The sequence below is a fragment of the Trichocoleus sp. AS-A1 genome, from assembly GCF_039962015.1.
GTDB lineage: Bacteria > Cyanobacteriota > Cyanobacteriia > Cyanobacteriales > FACHB-T130 > FACHB-T130.
Genome location: NZ_JAMPKG010000004.1, coordinates 61,830 through 80,289, shown reverse-complemented (window position 1 = coordinate 80,289; position 18,460 = coordinate 61,830). Strand labels below are relative to the sequence as shown.

18 protein-coding genes are annotated in these 18,460 nt (G+C 45.7%); 7 read left to right on the top strand and 11 right to left on the bottom strand.

Annotated elements, in window-relative coordinates:
* Window positions 1–61: 61 nt before the first annotated feature.
* Window positions 62–226 carry a hypothetical protein gene (locus tag NC994_RS04745; protein ID WP_190439751.1) on the bottom strand — a complete coding sequence of 55 codons (165 nt, stop codon included), beginning with the start codon at window positions 224–226 and terminating at the stop codon, window positions 62–64.
* 211 nt (window positions 227–437) lie between these two features.
* Between NC994_RS04745 and NC994_RS04740 the strand changes: the two genes are divergently transcribed.
* Entirely contained in the window at window positions 438–1,523 is a 1,086-nt protein-coding gene (locus NC994_RS04740; RefSeq protein ID WP_347276953.1) for a fatty acid desaturase, read from the top strand.
* A 229-nt stretch (window positions 1,524–1,752) separates the two neighbouring features.
* The gene (locus NC994_RS04735; RefSeq protein ID WP_190439745.1) at window positions 1,753–2,307 is read left to right on the top strand and encodes a peroxiredoxin; all 555 of its coding nucleotides are present in this window, start codon (window positions 1,753–1,755) and stop codon (window positions 2,305–2,307) included.
* A gap of 248 nt (window positions 2,308–2,555) precedes the next feature.
* Here NC994_RS04735 and NC994_RS04730 read toward each other — a convergent pair whose 3' ends face one another.
* The 7 genes from NC994_RS04730 to NC994_RS04700 form a co-directional block, all read right to left on the bottom strand.
* Window positions 2,556–2,876 carry a WGxxGxxG family protein gene (locus tag NC994_RS04730; RefSeq protein ID WP_190439742.1) on the bottom strand — a complete coding sequence of 107 codons (321 nt, stop codon included), beginning with the start codon at window positions 2,874–2,876 and terminating at the stop codon, window positions 2,556–2,558.
* A gap of 121 nt (window positions 2,877–2,997) precedes the next feature.
* Window positions 2,998–3,306 carry a WGxxGxxG family protein gene (locus NC994_RS04725; RefSeq protein WP_190412755.1) on the bottom strand — a complete coding sequence of 103 codons (309 nt, stop codon included), beginning with the start codon at window positions 3,304–3,306 and terminating at the stop codon, window positions 2,998–3,000.
* 170 nt (window positions 3,307–3,476) lie between these two features.
* A complete protein-coding gene (lpxD, locus tag NC994_RS04720; RefSeq protein WP_190439739.1) occupies window positions 3,477–4,526 on the bottom strand; it encodes a UDP-3-O-(3-hydroxymyristoyl)glucosamine N-acyltransferase in 1,050 nt (349 codons plus the stop codon).
* Between the two features lie 116 nt (window positions 4,527–4,642).
* Window positions 4,643–5,911 (bottom strand): NAD(P)/FAD-dependent oxidoreductase, encoded by a 1,269-nt coding sequence (locus NC994_RS04715; protein WP_190439736.1) that lies wholly within the window; start codon window positions 5,909–5,911, stop codon window positions 4,643–4,645.
* A 50-nt stretch (window positions 5,912–5,961) separates the two neighbouring features.
* Window positions 5,962–6,126 carry a rubredoxin gene (gene rd / locus NC994_RS04710; protein ID WP_190439734.1) on the bottom strand — a complete coding sequence of 55 codons (165 nt, stop codon included), beginning with the start codon at window positions 6,124–6,126 and terminating at the stop codon, window positions 5,962–5,964.
* Between the two features lie 215 nt (window positions 6,127–6,341).
* Window positions 6,342–7,133 carry a ChaB family protein gene (locus NC994_RS04705; protein ID WP_190412751.1) on the bottom strand — a complete coding sequence of 264 codons (792 nt, stop codon included), beginning with the start codon at window positions 7,131–7,133 and terminating at the stop codon, window positions 6,342–6,344.
* Window positions 7,134–7,281: 148 nt separating this feature from the next.
* Window positions 7,282–7,473, bottom strand: coding sequence for a hypothetical protein (locus NC994_RS04700; RefSeq protein WP_190412750.1), 192 nt, complete (start codon window positions 7,471–7,473; stop codon window positions 7,282–7,284).
* A 416-nt stretch (window positions 7,474–7,889) separates the two neighbouring features.
* Here NC994_RS04700 and NC994_RS04695 point away from each other — a divergent pair, with 416 nt between their 5' ends.
* Window positions 7,890–8,477, top strand: coding sequence for an SRPBCC family protein (locus NC994_RS04695; RefSeq protein WP_190428625.1), 588 nt, complete (start codon window positions 7,890–7,892; stop codon window positions 8,475–8,477).
* Between the two features lie 68 nt (window positions 8,478–8,545).
* On the opposite strand, the gene NC994_RS04690 is transcribed toward NC994_RS04695, so the two are convergent.
* The gene (locus NC994_RS04690) at window positions 8,546–8,995 is read right to left on the bottom strand and encodes a pentapeptide repeat-containing protein (protein WP_190412747.1); all 450 of its coding nucleotides are present in this window, start codon (window positions 8,993–8,995) and stop codon (window positions 8,546–8,548) included.
* 405 nt (window positions 8,996–9,400) lie between these two features.
* On the opposite strand from NC994_RS04690, the gene NC994_RS04685 reads away from it, so the two are divergent.
* Both NC994_RS04685 and NC994_RS04680 read left to right on the top strand, forming a co-directional pair.
* Entirely contained in the window at window positions 9,401–9,658 is a 258-nt protein-coding gene (locus tag NC994_RS04685; protein WP_190439732.1) for an ATP-binding protein, read from the top strand.
* A gap of 155 nt (window positions 9,659–9,813) precedes the next feature.
* Window positions 9,814–12,177 (top strand): response regulator, encoded by a 2,364-nt coding sequence (locus tag NC994_RS04680; RefSeq protein WP_190439731.1) that lies wholly within the window; start codon window positions 9,814–9,816, stop codon window positions 12,175–12,177.
* Window positions 12,178–12,323: 146 nt separating this feature from the next.
* Here the strand turns inward: NC994_RS04680 and NC994_RS04675 are convergent, their stop codons facing one another.
* On the bottom strand, window positions 12,324–14,135 hold the full coding sequence (locus NC994_RS04675; protein ID WP_190439730.1) for a serine/threonine-protein kinase: 1,812 nt from the start codon (window positions 14,133–14,135) through the stop codon (window positions 12,324–12,326).
* Window positions 14,136–14,251: 116 nt separating this feature from the next.
* On the opposite strand from NC994_RS04675, the gene NC994_RS04670 reads away from it, so the two are divergent.
* Together NC994_RS04670 and NC994_RS04665 are read left to right on the top strand one after the other, a co-directional pair.
* Complete coding sequence (locus NC994_RS04670; RefSeq protein WP_190439728.1) at window positions 14,252–15,007, top strand: peptidylprolyl isomerase; 756 nt, start codon at window positions 14,252–14,254, stop codon at window positions 15,005–15,007.
* Window positions 14,956–17,544 carry a peptidase domain-containing ABC transporter gene (locus tag NC994_RS04665; protein WP_190439726.1) on the top strand — a complete coding sequence of 863 codons (2,589 nt, stop codon included), beginning with the start codon at window positions 14,956–14,958 and terminating at the stop codon, window positions 17,542–17,544. The genes NC994_RS04670 and NC994_RS04665 overlap by 52 nt, the downstream gene beginning before the upstream one ends.
* A gap of 24 nt (window positions 17,545–17,568) precedes the next feature.
* Here NC994_RS04665 and NC994_RS04660 read toward each other — a convergent pair whose 3' ends face one another.
* Window positions 17,569–18,360 (bottom strand): TIGR00297 family protein, encoded by a 792-nt coding sequence (locus NC994_RS04660; RefSeq protein WP_190439916.1) that lies wholly within the window; start codon window positions 18,358–18,360, stop codon window positions 17,569–17,571.
* Window positions 18,361–18,460 lie beyond the last annotated feature (100 nt).

The following is an 18,460-nucleotide window of genomic DNA, read 5'->3' as shown; positions in this document are numbered from 1 at the left end:
CCCGATCTTATAAGCAATTGATTTTGGAGAGGACACGGCTTTTCTGGCAAGACGGGTCTTACTACACCCTAAGGTAAGATTTTTCCGCAGATTTTTCCGGATTTAACCAGTTTCTTTTTGTTGAATGACTGTTTAACCTGTCAATTGCGATCGCTTCCCGGAAACTCTCCATGCCAGAAGGAGCCGATTGGTTGCCCCGACTTGCCGTAGTTGCGAACCCGTTCAAGCCAGTCCCTCCATCAAGGGCTGCATCAAAGTGTATTTGTTCTATACCATACTAAATGCTACATGAGCAACCGCATTTTCCACAGAATAGATTTTGTAGGTAAACAACAGCCATACTCTTGACTAATCGGTCTTTATAGCGTTAATTGCACTGATGGCGCGGCTGTAGAATAATGCCTTTTGGTCTACAGTTACGTAAAATTGGAAACTTTGTGCAATCTAAGCTCATAGAGTTAAATAATCCTGTCGAAGAAGAATTATATTTGGGTGACTCAGAACCCCCCTTTACCCTTCAAGACTTGAAAGCCGCCATTCCCCCAGAGTGCTTTGTGCCCTCCACCAAACGATCGCTGTTCTATTTTCTAGTGGATGTAGGGATAATCGGCATCCTCTACGCGATCGCTAGCTATCTGGATTCCTGGTGGGTTTGGCCTGTATTTTGGTTGGCGCAGGGAACAATGTTCTGGGCGTTGTTTGTCGTCGGACACGACTGCGGTCACGGTTCTTTTTCCAGAAAAAAATGGGTAAATAACCTGATTGGGCATTTGGCACACATTCCCATCCTCGTGCCGTATCATGGGTGGCGTATCAGCCACCGAACTCACCACAAAAATACCGGCAACATTGACACGGATGAAAGCTGGTATCCCGTTACAGAAAGCCAGTATCGGGAGATGCCCGCGTATGAAAAATTTGTCCGCTTTAATGCCTTAGCCTTACTGGTGGCTTATCCGTTGTACTTGTTTAAAGGGACTCCTGGAAAGCCTGGTTCTCACTTTCTCCCCAGTAACCCTGTGTTTCGACCCTCAGAAAAATGGGATGTCATCACTAGCGCAACCCTCTGGACGCTGATGCTGGGTTGCTTGGGCTGGTTAACTTATCAGTGGGGCTGGATGTGGCTGGTCAAATATTATGTAGGCCCCTACGAGGTTTTTGTCGTCTGGCTGGCATTGGTAACATTTCTGCACCATACCGACCCGGATATTCCTTGGTATCGTGGGAAAGACTGGTATTTTCTCAAGGGTGCCTTATCTACGATTGACCACGACTATGGGTTTATCAATAATATTCACCATAATATTGGCACCCATGTAGCTCATCACATATTCCTCAGCATTCCTCACTACCACCTGAAGACAGCAACTGAGGCGATTAAACCTATTTTGGGCAATTACTACCGAAAATCCGAGCGGTCAGTTTTCCAAGCCTTCCTACGCTCTAACCCTTCTTGTCATTTTGTAACGGATACAGGGGCGAAGGTTTACTACAAACCTAAAAAAGAACTCCAAAAAGGCTAATCCAGTCATTTCTTGAGTTTGCAGTAGGGGCGCAAAGCTTTGCGCCCCTACTTGATTAAAATTTTGATGGTTTGATTCCCAATGCGCTCAACCCTTGCCTCTATGGTAAATGAACCCTTCGCGGCAAGCCTGACAGACTGCGACCCCCATTAACCAGGAATATTCAGATAAAAGTGGAGAGCGAATTAAAACTGTAAACTTATGTTAAGTTCAGTTTTCGCTTTTCATCATGAATTCTCGTCGCATCTTCCTCAATACTCTATTCGCAAGTTTTTTCGCCCTCATCACCTGGTTAAGCATTACACCATCAGCGGCTGCACTCGGCGGCAAGCTGCCCGCAGTAAATCAATCGGCTCCAGAGTTTACCCTGCCAACGAATACCGGCGATGGCGAAGTCTCCCTCTCCGATTACCGGGGTCAATGGGTGGTTCTCTACTTTTATCCCCAAGACTTCACCTCTGGTTGCACTCTAGAAGCCCGCAGATTTCAGCAAGACTTGCCGAAATACCTGGATAAAAATACTCAAATTATTGGCGTCAGTGCTGATTCTGTTGATTCTCATGCCAAGTTCTGCGATTCCGAAAAGCTGAAGTTTCCACTGCTGGCTGATACAGATGGCAAGGTGAGCAAAGCTTACGGTTCTTGGATTGGATTTGTCTCGATGCGCCACACCTTCATTGTCGATGCACAGGGAGTGCTACGCGAGACATTTACAGGGATCAATCCTGCAATTCACAGTAGCGAGGTTTTGGTACGTCTAAATGAATTGCAGGCAGCATCCTAAAGCGGCTAATGACTCAGCAAAGCCGTGAAAATCAACATCGTTTGTGCAAGCTGATCATCGGTAATCGGCAATAAGTTCTTGTCAGTATTCCCGATAAGCTCATGCACATTCAAGAGGATTGCTATATTAGCAAAAAGCATAAATAACAAAATTCCTGATGGATATTCGTCTCCACCAGGAATTATTAAAGTTGTTTCTAAAACGTAGTTGTCAATGTTACGTAACTACGGCGAAACTTGTGTTGTACTTTACCGACGATAAGTAGAAGAAGTGGCTTCATTTGGGTCGCGGTAAGCTACACGGTCGTCGTGTTTACGACCAGCTAAACCAGCTAAACCAGCTAAACCCAGCAGTCCTAACCAACCCCAATTAGAATCGCGATCGCCTTCATAATCGGCGTTGTTTACGCCTTGACTCGGAGCAGTGGTGGTGGTGTCGGGAGCTGTATTGGTGGTACCGGGAGCTGAACTATCGGTCTGGGCGGAAGCAGGTAGGGTCATGGGAACCAAAGCGACGCTAGCTGCAAGAACACCAGCACTCACCAATTTGGACAAGTTTGAATTTTTCATGTTTAAATCTCCTGTTCTTATGTTTCCAATCGATGGATTTCCAACAGGACGACATCCAGCAAATTGGTTTTAAAAGTGACGGACAGACAATAAATGTCTATGAACAAGCTGTTAATCAGCTTTAGCGGCGATAAGTAGAGGAACCGACTTCGTTGGGATCGCGGTAAGCGGTCGTTTCGTGATTCTTACGACCTGCAAGACCTGCCAAACCAGCTAAGCCCAACAATCCTAACCAACCCCAATCAAAACCGCGATCGCCTTCAGTATTTGTATTTGTATTGTCTACGCCTTGGCTAGGAGCTGTATTGGTGGTACCGGGAGATGTAGTCGTATCAGTCTGGGCAGAAGCAGGTAGGGTCATGGGAACCAGAGCGACGCTAGCTGCAAGAACACCAGCACTCATTAGTTTAGACAAGTTTGAATTTTTCATGGGTGAATCTCCTCTTTTGTTACTCTTAATTTATACGAGTATCAAGAGAATCCAAATCCCTCTATAGCTGGAAACTCCTGCTTGTGTTTGTTATCACTCAAGAGATAGAAAAAGCCTTTTACAGGAGATGAATATATACGGCTTTAGCCGTATATACATTTCTGTAAATTTTATTTCTTGTCTCCTAGGTGTCGTTGTAGCTGCCTGAGAGTTTGATACATCTCCGGGAGACGATGGTAGATGGCTGCTGCTTTTAGGAATACTTTGTGGGGAATCGCTGGGACGCCAGTAACAATGGCACCAGGTTCAATATCATTGTGGATGCCTGCTTTGGCAGTAGCGATCGCGCCATCTCCAATATGCGCTTGATTCGCAATCCCTACCTGTCCGGCTAATAGCACGCGATTGCCGACAGTAACGCCGCCTGCCATCCCTACCTGTCCGGCTAAGGCGCAGTTGGAGCCTACCTTACAGCCGTGACCGATATGCACCAAGTTATCAATTTTGGTGTTGTGGGCGACGCGGGTTTCCCCCACAGCGGGGCGGTCAATGGTGCTATTGCAACCCACTTCGACGCCATCTTCCAGAACAGTGTAGCCAGACTGCTCCATTTTGAACCAGCCAGTCGGAGTGGGGACAAACCCAAAGCCTTCCGCACCGAGGACAGCACCGCTATGAATGACGCAATCTGCGCCGATGCGGGTGCGTTCGTGAATGGAACAATTAGCGTGTAATACCGTGCGATCGCCTATCTGCACGTCTGGGTAAATGACTACATTCGGGTGAATGATGACAGCATTTCCAATCTCTGTACCCGCCTCAAGGACTGCATGAGCGCCGATGTAAACATCTTGACCAATTTTGGCGTCGGGATGAATGACTGCTGTGGGATGGATTGCTGGCCCTGGACGGAAGGGTTTATAGAAAAGCGCGATCGCGGCGGCAAACATTAATCGCGGATCGGATACCGCAATCCAGGCAATTCGCCGCTCAGATGCTTGTGCTTGTAACTTTTCATCCGGCGGTAAAATTAAGGCACTGGCAAAGGTTTTTCCCACAAAAGCCGCAAATTTCGCGCCCTCTATGTAGCTGAGTGTGCCAATGGCAGCCTCATCGACGGGTGCTACTCCCGTAATTTCCGGGTTGCAATCTGTATTTGAGGTCAAACTATTGCAGGCGGCAGTAGTACCCAGTTTTTCGACAATTTCGTGAAATTTCATCGGCATATTCATGGACAACTGTAAATGAATTGGCAGCTATACAAGAGATTCATCAAGTATTCGCACCGCCAAGACACAATTAAAAATTAAATTTTTGGGTTTTTAATTTTTAATTTTTAATTTTTAATTTCTTCGTTGCCCATTGCCTGACCCGCTAAGTAAGCAGTCGTCCAGGCACTCTGAAAGTTAAAGCCACCCGTGACGCCGTCAATATCGAGGATTTCTCCGGCAAAGTAAAGTCCCGGACAGATGCGGCTTTCCATTGTCTTAAAGTTCACTTCCTTTAAGTTGACGCCGCCACAGGTAACGAATTCTTCCTTAAAGACACCCTTCCCCTGAATTTGGTACTTACCCTCGGAAAGTTCTTGAATTAGCTGATTGAGAACTTTATTAGATAATTCCGCCCAACGCTGTTCCCCACTAATCCCCACAGCAGCAATTAAACTCTGCCAGAGGCGTCGAGGTAAGGGCAGCGGACAACTGGTAGAAATGGCGCGTTGGGGCAATTGGGACTTGACCGCCAAAAGCATTTCCCGCAGCTTTTCCGGGTTGTACTGGGGTAGCCAATTAATTTGCAACGTTGTTCGATAATTGCAATCGTGCAGCATTCTAGCTGCCCAAGCCGACAGTTTCAAGGCAGCAGGGCCACTCAAACCCCAGTGGGTAATCAGTAATGGTCCGATTTGTTCTAACTGAGTTTTACCGACACCCAAACGCAGACGCGCACTTTCCACGCTGACTCCGGCTAAATCTTGCAACCGGGTGTCGGAAATCGTAAAGGTGAATAGAGAGGGAACGGGTGGTTCAATCGTGTGTCCTAAAGTTTTTGCCCAGCGGTAGCCTTGGGGATTGCTGCCGGTAGCGAGGAGAATGCGATCGCACTTGAGGATCTCTCCTGACTTCAACTGGATCTCAAAGCCGGTGTCGAGTGGTTGATTCAATGAAGTCACTTGCCGGAAAATCTTATCAACAGGTGTTCCCCTGCGAATCTGCACTCCAGATGCCCTTGCTGCCTCAAACAGACAATCCACAATAGTTTCGGAACTATCTGTAATTGGAAACATCCGTCCATCCGGTTCAGTTTTCAATTGGACGCCGCGATCGCTAAACCAAACGACTGTATCTTTAGCTTGGAAACGACTAAAAGCCCCCCGAAGTGCTTTCCCACCTCTGGGGTAATATTGCACTAAACCAGCCGGGTCAAAGCAAGCATGAGTAACATTGCATCGCCCGCCGCCAGAAATCCGAACTTTAGATAAGGGTTGTCGTCCAGCTTCTAACAAAATTACTTGCGCCTGGGGATAAGTTTCGGCACAGGTAATTGCACCAAAAAAACCCGCTGCCCCACCGCCAATCACTACTACTTTTAAAGGTTGCACAATCAAGCTATTGCCGATTTCACGGAATATTTCCGTACAGATGCGATATTATCTCTCTACCCGTCGTATGGTTCAAAATCCCCTTTTGTGGCTCCACACGTAGGACATACCCAGTCTTCCGGGATATCTTCAAATGCCGTACCCGGTTGGATACCGCTATCTGGGTCGCCCTGTTGTTGATCGTAGATGTAGTTGCAAACTGTACATATATACTTCTTCATTATCGCTCCTCAACATTTGCCTATACATAATACTAAAAGCCGACGTAATCGAAGTTACACCGGCTTTTGCACAACCCATTGTTCATGTTCGAGAAACTTAAGTTTTGAGCCAAGGACTATCGCTGAATCGCACTTGCCTTAAGCCGAATCAAAAGTTTTGAAACCCACGCCAGCAGGTTAATTCTCTTGTAGACGCACTTTCAACCGCTCAGTTGCTACAGCTTTGCTTTAGCCTTCGACCAAAAGCCGTGTTCATCTTGTTCAAATTGTTCAGAAACAACATCCCAGGCATGATGTTCGGCTTTGGATTCATCGCCAGAGTCTTCTAGCGCTTTGTTGTAATTGGCGATAAATGTCCTTTGAGCATCCTCTGAGAGGTGAGAACGAACTTCCGGGGACAAATCGCTAGGACTTTCCAGTTTCCCAGCGCGTTTGCGGGGTAATGTGGTTTCGCTGGTATGCACTTCTTCGCCACCAGCACTTTCTAGCAGCAGCTGAATTTCACCGGATTGATTGGCAGAGACTTCTACAACTACCAGAAAATCTCCAGCTTCGACGCGAGTTTGATAAATGGCAGCTTTGTCTTCTGGCATTCCCAAAGCGACCAAAGCAGAGACTAAACCAGCGCCCGCTGCACCCGCTAAAGCACCACTTGCTGCACCCAGCAACGCCGCACCAATGGGTCCTGCCGCGACGACTGAACCCACAAAAGGAATGAACAGCACTCCCACACCAGTCAGCAAGCCAAGGGCTGAACCAAACAAGGAACCAAAGATGCCGCCGCTTCTTAGCCCGCCTAAAATCACATCTTTTTTGGTGATGAATCCAGCAATGCGAGTTTCGGAATGAAAGTTTTTGCCGATTACTGAAATATCGTCGCGGGAAATCCCACGATCGAGCAAGCGGTGAATCACTTTCTCAATTTGTTCGCGCTCTTTGAAAACGGCTGAGATACTGCGTTCTACGGTGGAAACACTTGGCTGTGTAGTTGGGTTTGTCGCGGTCATTCACTTCTCCTGAAATTTGTTTTTTAATTTTTGTTAATTTCTCTTGGAGAATAGCGAACATGACAATTCCAGCGAATCGCCCCGAAGGTTGATATTAAATGTATTTAAAGATACTAAATGACTTAACAAACTTTGAAAAAGAAAGCAATTATCGGCGAGTGCGCTGAACGCCGTAAGTAATCCCACTCGCAATTGAAAGCAAAATTAATATCCAGATAACGCCGCCAGGGATGAACGTGAGAATTCCAAATCCTCGCAACAGATACACCGCAATTGTCAGCCCTACAACACTGGCAAAAATAGAAGAAATCAGGGTTTCAGGGTTAGGAGTTTGGCTCACAGACTCGACCAAATAAATGGTTAAAACAGAATATTGCCATCGGCTACGTCCGCCCAAGCTGCGAATGCCGCCGAGGATACCAGCAACCAAGGTAAAGAGAACTAACGCCCAGATGACGTAGTCGAAGCTGCTTCAGAACGCCCGATCCTTTCAGTACCACGATAATCGCTGTAATCACTAAAGCAATGCCAGCGATACAACAAAATTGCGGTGCCTGGGTTGGGAGAGCAACTCACGTTCCTTGGCTCCTGACATGCTTGAGGAATTATGGTCATCATTGTTACATACTGAGTTGCTGAAACAGCGATGTAGGATCAAATTAGGAGATTAGCCAACATACCTTGCCTTCCACGTCTGAGACAACCTGTGTTAGCTTGACATCGAATTACTATTGATTGAGGAGTAGCTGAGTCAGTATGAGTATACTTTTTCCGTCGGACTCGATGGATGCCGCCTCAGACTTGTCGCTGAGCAAGAGATACTCAACGGCGCTTTTGCAAGGTGAGATTTTGATAGAAACGCAATTGCGTTCTACTTGGGGGGGTGCTGTTACTGCCCAAATGTATTTGCCAATCGAGCGATCGCGCGTTTGGCAACAAGTGACAGACTATCCCCGTTGGGTGCAATATTTCCCAGATGTTACTCACTCTGAGGTACTGCACTCCAACGTCTCCTCGCCTGTTGGCTTACCGGAAGGGACGAGTTCCAAGAGTGTTTACCAAGTTGCCACGAAAACTTTCCTGTTTCTCAGTCTTCAGGTTGAGGCTTATCTGAGTGTGTCTGAGATCGTGCAGCAGGAAATTCATTTTCGCTTGGAAAAAGGTACTTTTACCGATTTCTGTGCTGACTTAAGTTTGCAAGATTACGAGAATGGCACTTTGCTCACCTATACAGTAAAAGCAACGCCCAATATCCCAGTGCCGTCAATTTTCATCGAACAGGCAATGCAGCTAGAACTGCCTGTGAATATGCGAACTATGCGCCAGGTGATGTGCGGCAGTTAAAAGAGGCGATCGCGTTTAGTTCTAAATGCACCTAAATTATCGGGGATAACGATACCAGGCAGAATTCTTCATCGGATATTTGTCTGGTATAAATTAGCACTATTTAAGTCAGCCCCAAGCAAGTTGGCATTTTTCAGCTTGGCACCTGTCAAGTTTGCAAATCTCAAAGTCGCTTTTTGCAGGTCAGCACCTTCTAAGTTGGCATCCGTTAAGCGCGTAAATCTTAGGATGGCATTTTGTAAGTTAGCGTTTCTGAGCTGGGCGCGATCTAAGTCCGCTACGTATAAGTTAGCACCAGCCAGATTGGCTCCGGTTAGGTTGGCTTTCCTTAAGTTAGCCCGTTGCAGGTTCGCTTCTCTCAAGTCGGCACCGCTTAAATCAGCACCGGAAAGGTCGCACCCTACGCATTCTTTCGTTTCCAGCAATCGTTTGACGTGCCCCATATTTGCCGCTTGTACGGGCGTCGCCAGCGATAGCGGCACCGATAAAGCGGCGGCAACCAGTATTGTGAGTTTCATGACGTTTTTCGCCTCCTAAGCTTATTATCCAGCGAGGCGTTATCTCTGAGGAGAAAGAAAACCGCCACATTTGTCTATCCAATTGGGTTGGTTGAATCATTTAAAACTGTTTCTTATATGACGTTTGCAATAAACATTGAAAATTTAATAAATTTTTAATACTAAAAATACAAACAAAAGTTTCGGTTATCAAAAGCTAAAAAATTTATAAATTCGTTACGTTTCTTGACGATTTGGTGTAATTTTAAATAAGGAAAAATATCTTAAAATCTATACAAAGGTGGATTGCTTGCAGTCCAAATCAAGGGCAAAAAAAGGAACCCTTTAAAAATGCGGTTAGGAATTGGTAAATCCTCTCGATTAAAGGAAGTTTATAAACCCATCTTCAGACGCGAGGCGATCTAATTGCGGCAAGTTTTAATTAACTTACTTCGCAATGCAGTCAAGTTTACAGAAATTGGCGTTATAACTTTCAAAGTGGGCTACCAAACGGAGAGAACCCAGTTTCAGGTGGCAGATACAGGAATTGGTATTGCACCGGATGCAAAAGGAACGGGATTAAAATTGGCAATTCGCTGTCAATTAGTTCAACTGATGAGTGGCGCATTCAAAGTCAAGAGTACCCTCCGCCTGCCAAGGAAATCGCAGACTTGCTCGATCTAGGCAAGGAAAGACGATTTTAGAGGCGTCGTAGAGCGATCGCTTACCTTGAGGGGTTGGATCGGCAGTTGATTCCGTATACTACCCATTTTGTCAATTCGGTAAGGTTTTAAAGAGAAACAAGTCTTATAGTTTATTACAGAATTTAAGAGGTATGAATGAGTGTTGATACGGTTGAAAAAGGAGTTATCTTAATCGTTGATGACACTCCTACCAATTTGGGAATGCTGTTCGATTTCCTGGCTCATTCCGGCTTCCAAGTTTTAGTGGCTGAAGATGGCGAAAGTGCAATTGAAAGTGCCGAGTATGCTTCACCCGACCTAATTTTGTTAGATGTACTCATGCCCGGAATAGATGGGTTTGAAACTTGCCGCCGCCTAAAAGCGAATCAAGTAACTCAAGATATTCCCGTAATTTTTATGACCGCGCTGAGTGAGACAGTGGATAAGGTCAAAGGGTTGAATCTTGGGGCGGTAGATTACATTACTAAACCGCTCCAGCATGAAGAAGTTTTAGCCCGTGTCAGCATCCACCTACGCCTGCGTTGCTTGACCAAAAAACTGATAGACCAAAATATACGTTTAGAACAGGAGATATGCGAACGCAAACAAGCAGAAGCAGAACGAGAGCAAGCATTTATAGCGCTCCAGGAAAGCGAAGCTCGATTTAGATGCTTGGTTGAATCGAATATCATTGGGATTATTTTCGCAGATTTTCGGGGCAATATTACCGAAGCGAATGATGCCTTTCTACAGATGGTGGGATATGAGCGGGAGGAACTGCCAACGGGAGGTTTGCGTTGGGATGAAATTACTCCGCCCGAATATCGCCATTTAGACGAAGACGCGATCGCACAATTCCTCAGTTCTGGCAATTGTACTCCCTACGAGAAAGAATTTATTTCCAAAGATGGTCGTCGCGTTCCAGTGATGATTGGTGCAGCGCTGATGGAACCATCTCAACCAAACGTTGTCGGTTTTGTCCTTGACATCACCGAGCGCAAACAGGCAGATCGGAAAATCCAAGAACAAGCGGCTTTGCTTGATATTACAACCGATGCAATTCTCGTCCGAGACCTGAACAACCAAATCCTATTTTGGAACAAAGGGGCTGAACGTTTGTACGGATGGAAGACAGAAGAAGTTTTTGGTAAGAATGCTAATCAACTTTTATACAAGGAAATTTCACCACAACTCCAAAAAAATCAGAATATTCTTGCCCAAGAAAACGAGTGGCAGGGTGAATTGCATCAAGTCACAAAAGACGGGAAAAATATTATCGTTGCAAGTCGCTGGACTCTCGTTCGGGATGAAGAAGAACAACCCAAATTCATCTTAACTGTTAATACCGATATTACAGAGAGGAAACAACTCGAAGCCCAGTTTCTTCGGGCACAGCGCATGGAGAGTATCGGCACTCTGGCAAGCGGGATTGCCCACGATCTCAACAATGCCCTAGCACCTGTATTAATGTCTGTTCAAATCTTGGAACACAAACTTCAGGATGAGCAGAGCCGGCGAATACTAAAAACACTAGAAACCAATACTCAACGAAGTGCCGATCTCGTTAAACAAGTGCTGTCATTTGTGCGAGGAGTCGAAGGGAAGCGAACCACTCTGCAAGTAAGGCACATTATTAAAGAAATTGAGCAGATTGTTAAACAGACGTTTTCTAGAGCGATTGAAATCCGCACCGATATCCCCATGCTCGATCTTTGGACTATTTCTGGGGATGCAACTCAGCTGCACCAAGTATTGATGAATCTCTGCGTAAATGCTAGGGATGCAATGCCAAATGGGGGAACTTTAGAGCTTGGTGCCAGGAATCTATGGGTTGATAAACACTATGTCCGGATGAATCTTGACGCTAAGGTTGGCCCTTACGTTGTCATTACTGTATCCGATACAGGGATGGGAATCTCAAGGGAAATAATAGATAGAATCTTTGAGCCATTTTTCACAACAAAAGAGATAGGACAAGGTACTGGCTTAGGTCTTTCAACGGTGATGGGTATCGTTAAAAGTCACGGTGGATTTGTGCAGGTACTTAGCGAAGTGGGGCAAGGAACGCAGTTTTATATTTACTTACCCGTAACGCAGGCAACGATACCAGATGAGACGAAAAGCTTGCCTCATGAATTGCCTAGAGGACAAGGAGAATTAATTCTCGTTGTTGATGATGAATATTCAATTCGAGAGCTTACGAAAATTTCTCTAGAAACCTATAATTACAAGGTTTTAACCGCTACTGATGGAGTGGAGGCATTGGTGCTATATGCAGAACACAAGCAAGATATTAACGCTGTATTAGTCGATATGATGATGCCAGCTATGGATGGTATAACGACTATCCGGGCTTTGCAAAAAATCAATCCACAGGTCAAGATTATTGCAGTTAGCGGCCTTACATCTAATTACCAGATAACTGAAATCGCTGGTAATAACGTCAAAACATTTTTACCAAAGCCCTACACGTCAGAGGAATTGTTGAAAAATATACAGGTGGTTCTTGGTAAAAATTAGAAAATTTTGTTTTTCTATGATTGGTAGCGTTTCAGATACCCGACTTTTTAAAAAAGTCGAGTATCTCGCCTTCACGTTGCAGCTCAATTTTATCTAATGCCCAAAGAATGGACTAGGAGCCGCGCTTTGCATTAGTTCTCGCCCAGTTAATCGCACCGCCAAATCTTGATAGTCTTGTCCTCGCTGCCACTGACTAAAGTCTGCCCATCCGGACTAAAAGCAACTGAATAAACCAAATTTGAATGCCCTCTGAGGGTGTGAATCAGCTTACCACTGTCAATCGACCAATTCTGAATGGTGTTGTCTCCACTACCACTGGCAAGAGTCTGCCCATCCGGACTAAAAGCGACGGAACAAACCGAATTTGAATATCCAGTGAGGCTGTGAATCAGCTTACCAGTCTCCAAGTGCCAAATCTTGATAGTCTTATCTCCACTACCACTGGCAAGAGTCTGCCCATTCGGACTAAAAGCAACAGAATAAACCCGGCTTAAATGCCCTGTGAGAGTCTGAATCAGCTTGCCACTGCCCACCTGCCACAGCTTGATAGTGTAATCCTGACTGCAACTGGCAAGACTTTGCCCGTCCGGACTAAAGGCAACGGAAAAAATATAGTCTAAGTGCCCCGTAAAATCGCGAATCAGCTTGCCACTGCCCACCTGCCACAGCTTCATGGTTTTGTCCCCACTACCACTAGCTAGAGTCTGCCCATCCGGACTAAAAACAACAGAATGAACCCACCTTGAATGCCCCGTGAAAGTGCGAATCAGCTTGCCACTATCCACCTGCCACAGTTTAATGGTGCTGTCTCCACTACCACTAGCTAGAGTCTGCCCATCTGGACTGATAGCTATAGAACGAACCCAACTTGAATGCCCGGTGAGAGTATGAATCAGCTTGCCACTGTCCACCTGCCACAGCTTAATGGTTTTGTCATTGCTGCCACTGGCAAGAGTCTGCCCATTCGGACTGATAGCTATAGAACGAACCCAGCTTGAATGCCCTATGAGGGTGTGGACACATCTCCAATTCTGAGATTTTGGCGGTGGTGGGGTAGATACAGCATTTAAGTCTTTCAAAACTTCAGCGGCTGATTGATAGCGTTCTTTCACATAATCTTTCAGCAACTTATCCAAAACTTGACTCAGTTGGCTGCTGACATTTTTCCCTTTTTCCCTCAGATGCTCTTTCCATAGCCAGCAGCCCTCTAATGGATCGTAAAGTTCATCAAGCTTGGTTGCTGTCAGCAGATGAATACAGGTAACGCCTAAACTGTATAAGTCACTGGCTGGATAAGCTTTACCGCTGCGAAATTGTTCGATGGGTGCGTAGCCTTCTGTGCCAGCTTTTGTGCCTGTTTTAGTTAAACCAGTGCCGACTGTTAATTTTTTAGAAATGCCAAAATCAATTAGGACGAATTTGCCATCTCTTTTACGTTTAATAATATTCGTCGGCTTGATATCCCGGTGAATCACCTGATGTTCGTGGACAAATTGCAGCACCGGCAATAAATCATTTAATAAATCTCGAATTTGCTCTTCTGTGAATGCTTGCTGCCGTTCCAAGTTTTGACCTAATTCCTGCCCTTCGATATATTGCTGCACCAGATACAGGCGTTTATCTTGCTCGAAATAGGCAAATAAACTAGGAATTTGTGGATGTTGTTCTCCCAGTTGCAGTAGCTGCCTCGCTTCTTGCTCAAATAGCTGGGTTGCCTTCTGCATGGCCGCTGAATTGCCTTGAATTTCGGGCACTGGCAAAAATTGCTTAATTACACAAGCAGCTTTTAGCCTATCTGCATCTTCAGCCAAGAAAGTTCTGCCAAATCCACCCTCGCCAATGGGCGCGATCGCGCGGTATCGATCCTTGAGCAGTAACTTCGTTCCGCAACTTGTACAAAAGTTTGTGCCAACAGGGTTTTGAGGCTTGTTGCAACCTGAATTCAGGCAATAGCTCATAGACAGAAAATCGGCAGATTGCGTCTATGATAAAGCTTTTGTGGAGCGGACATCTCTCCTGTATATAATTACTCATAATTTTAGAAAAGATAAACATTCCCTCAATTCTTGATTTTATGGAATCTGTACATTTTCTGCTTGTAAATGACCAATCAATTTCCCTTGAACAGGCTCTAAAATATCTGCGATCTTCTGGTAAACTCAGTTCCTTTATTGGAGAAATACTCCGTCAGTACGTTGTGGATGAAGAACTAAAAAACCTCAAGCTAGATATTAGCTTAGCGGCAATTGAGCAAGCAGTGATTGATTTTCGGTTGCAGCGAAATCTAGCAGATCCCAAGAGTTTCCAAGAATGGCTTGCTCGCAACAGAATCGACTACGAAACATTCCACAATCAGGTAAAATCTGGTTTTCAGCTCACCAAGCTCAAAGCTCAGATTGCAGAGCCGAAACTGCAAGAATATTTCATTGAACGCAAGCTATTTCTAGATCGGGTGGTACTCTCTCGTCTTGTGGTGGCTCAACAAGAATTAGCTGAAGAATTATATAGCCAACTTGAGGAGGGAGCCAGCTTTGAACAATTAGCTCAAGAGTATTCTCTCACAGATGATCGGATTGTAAATGGCATGATGGGGCCAGTCAGCCGAGGAACGCTTCCAGACCAAATCCGAGCCGCGATTGATACCGCGAGTCCAGGACGGTTATTAGAGCCATTAAAACTGGAAAATCGTTGGGCTTTATTTCGTGTTGAGCAATTCCTTCCAGCCTCGTTAGAAGATAGTCAGCTAAAGGAAGCACTACAAAATGAACTTTTTGAGCAATGGCTAGCACAGAAAATTCAAACCTTAACGGTGAAACTGCAAATCAGTTGAGTAGTGTTGAACTCGCTAAAATTTTGCCTGGGAATATTCCACCTCTGAGCTTGCTGACATCCGAACAGCAAGCAAAATTCCAAACGCAAGCCGAAATCTGTTCCTACAGGTTAGGGGAAAAAATTTGGTCTAAAGATTGTCCGGGCAACCAGTTTTTAATTGTGTCTGGAAAGGTGCGTTTGCGGGAAGAAGGAGGGGCGAAACCGCTAACCACTTTAGCCGAGGGAGATTGGTTCGGTGACTTGCAGCAACTCCAGGGATTCAAAGCGATCGCCTCTAGCAAAGAAGTTGTGGTAGTGCGTTGGGATACGGCGTTATGGAACGAAGCTTCATCTCCAGAACTTGATAGCTTTTGGCAGCAATCTAGCGGTGTGAAATCTAGCGGCGAAGAGGCAACGATAGAAACCGAAACGAGGATACCTGTAAGTAATTATCCGTTTATTTCTAGCCTTAACTCAGCGGCTGCTTGCTTAACAATGGTGGCGCAATATTTACAAAATCCAGCTTCTCTAGAGTGGATACAACGTCAGTTGCGGGGACAACGCCCGAAACAGCTTGTAGAAGCCAGTGAGAAAATAGGGCTACAGCTGCGACGCTTGGTAGTATCTGGGCGCGAATTGCAGCAGCTATCTTTTCCCGCTTTGCTGCATTGGAACCAGGAACATTGGGTGGTGGTATACGAGGTAAAAGGCGATCGCCTCATCATCGCTAACCCCCTCAACCCTAGTCAAACTTGCGAAAGTATTCCTTTGCCCTCACTTGAAACTGCTTGGGATGGGCAACTGTGGCAAGTTGAACTAATTCAGCGACAAGACAAATTTAACCTCAGTTGGTTCTTACCGGCAGTTTGGCGTTACCGGGGTTTACTGGGAGAAGTGCTGGTTGCGTCTTTCACCTTGCAGCTTTTGGGTTTAGCGACGCCAATCATTACTCAGGTGATTATTGACAAGGTGATGGTTCAGGAAAGTCTGCCGACTTTGGACGTGATGGCGATCGCGCTTTTGAGCGTTGCTATCTTTGAGGCGATTCTAGGCATCTTGCGGCTATTCATCTTTACCCACACTGCACGACGCTTAGACCTTAGTTTATCTGCTCAATTGTTTCGCCACTTGATGCGGCTACCCCTAGCTTATTTTGAGTCTCGCCGCGTTGGAGATACGGTAGCGCGAGTACAAGAACTGGAAAATATTCGCCAATTTCTCACCGGAACGGCGTTAACTGTCATCTTAGATAGCGTCTTTGCTGTTATCTACCTGGCGCTGATGTTTTATTACAATGTCAAGCTTACCTTCGTTGCCTTGGCAGTGATTCCGCTATTTGCAATGTTGACATTGGTGGCGACGCCGATTCTCCGGAACTGGTTGAATGAAACCTTTAACCGCAGTGCGGATAGCCAATCGTTTCTTGTAGAGACGGTGACGGGAATCCATGCAGTGAAGGCTCATGCAGCCGAAGGAACCGCACGCGATCGCTGGGAAGGCTTATTTGCCCGCTTCATCCGCACCGGCTTTAAAGCTTCCACCACCTCCAACATCAGTAATAATATTGGTGACTTTCTGACTAATTTTTCCAACTTACTCATTCTCTGGTTTGGAGCCGCGCTAGTCATCAACCATACGCTCACAATTGGTCAGCTAGTCGCTTTTCAAATGCTGGCTGGAAGAATGACTGGGCCAATTTTACGGTTAGTGCAATTGTGGCAGAATCTCCAGCAAGTTTTACTTTCTGTAGACCGCATTGGAGATATTCTCAACGTTGCCCCGGAAGCGGAACCCGGATCGGGTTTAGTTCTTCCCCCTCTGAAAGGTAAAGTTACCTTCGATCGGGTTTTCTTCCGTTATCAACCCCAGCAAGAACCCATTCTGCGAGGAATTACTTTCACCGTTCAACCGGGAATGTTTGTCGGTATTGTTGGGCGAAGCGGCTCTGGGAAAAGTACCCTTTCTAAGCTTTTGCAACGACTTTATCCAATTGAATCAGGGCGGATTCTCATTGATGGGTTTGATATTAAAAGTGCTGATTTAGCATCCTTGCGACAACAAATTAGTGTAGTTATCCAAGAAGATTTTCTCTTCAACGGTTCAATCTTGGAAAATATTACTTTAGGCAATTCAGAGATTACCACCGAACAAGTTGTAGAAGCCGCACGATTAGCCGTCGCCGATAACTTTATCAGCGAATTAACCCACGGTTACGAGAATCCTGTCGGAGAACGAGGCACTGCTTTATCTGGCGGTCAGCGTCAGCGAATTGCTTTAGCTCGTTTATTCTTATCTCAAGCTCCTATTTTAATTCTCGACGAAGCAACTAGCGCTTTAGATAGCGAAACAGAGCAGCAAGTTTTACAAAATCTACAGGCAATTTTCCAAAACCGTACAGTTTTTATGATTGCCCACAGATTTGAGCCGCTCAAACGGGCAGATTTGATTTTGGTATTGGAGAAAGGGGTATTAATGGAACAAGGAACTCATCTAGAATTGATGCAAAAAAAAGGGCTATATTGGTCGCTTTATCAACGTCAACAGCCATCAGTTTAAAAACTGCGTGAAATTATTGCACTTTCAAGCAATCCCCGCCGTAGTCAGAGTAAACGAGTACCATGCTAAGGCAAATAAAATTGCAGCGATCGCGCCGATTAATGTATTGAGAAAATTCACTACTTCGTTGGTAAGCCAATCGTAGCGAGATTGCAGCGTAGCACCGATGACACTTTCCAAATTGGTCGCAATAAACGCTGCTACTATGCACCAAACCACCCCGATGAGATCGATCGCACCAACGCCCCAGCCCACACAAGCGATCGCAACCGATGCCACCACTCCAGCCATTGTCCCTTCTAAAGAGACCGCCCCTTCTGTTCCCCTGGCTACAGGTTGTAAGGTTGTAATCAAAAACGTCCGTTTACCATAAGCTTTCCCGACTTCACTGGCGCAGGTATCCGAAAGCTTAGTGCTAAAACTGGCTACATAGCCCAGCAGTAAAAAAGGCACCCATTGAGGTTGTCCTAAATAACTCACCAGTAGCGTTCCTAAGGCGCATAGAGTGCCCGTAAGGGCGGAACCCCAGACATTCTCCGGCCCGCGTGCCCCAGACCGTTTCTCGGCGATTCCCTCGGCTTCTTTTTGAGCCATGCCGATGCGCGTGACGGCAGAACCTACGAGAAAATAGAACATCACAACTAAATATCCCTGCCAGCCAAGGGTACCCCAGATAATGACGCCTAGCGCCCAAGCGTGGAGGAATCCGGCGGGGGTGAGTAACTTTTTCGGGGCGAAATAGGCGATCGCTAACAAAACTGTATTCAATCCCACTGCAACTAACCAGGGATTGACAGAATTAATTGTAGAGAGCATCTGTAAAAATCTTGAATTCATAACACTCTTTCACAATACTCTTGCTCGTGAGAGAGGCGCAAAAAGGAACCGCAAGTGAAGGATGTATCTATTAGCGATA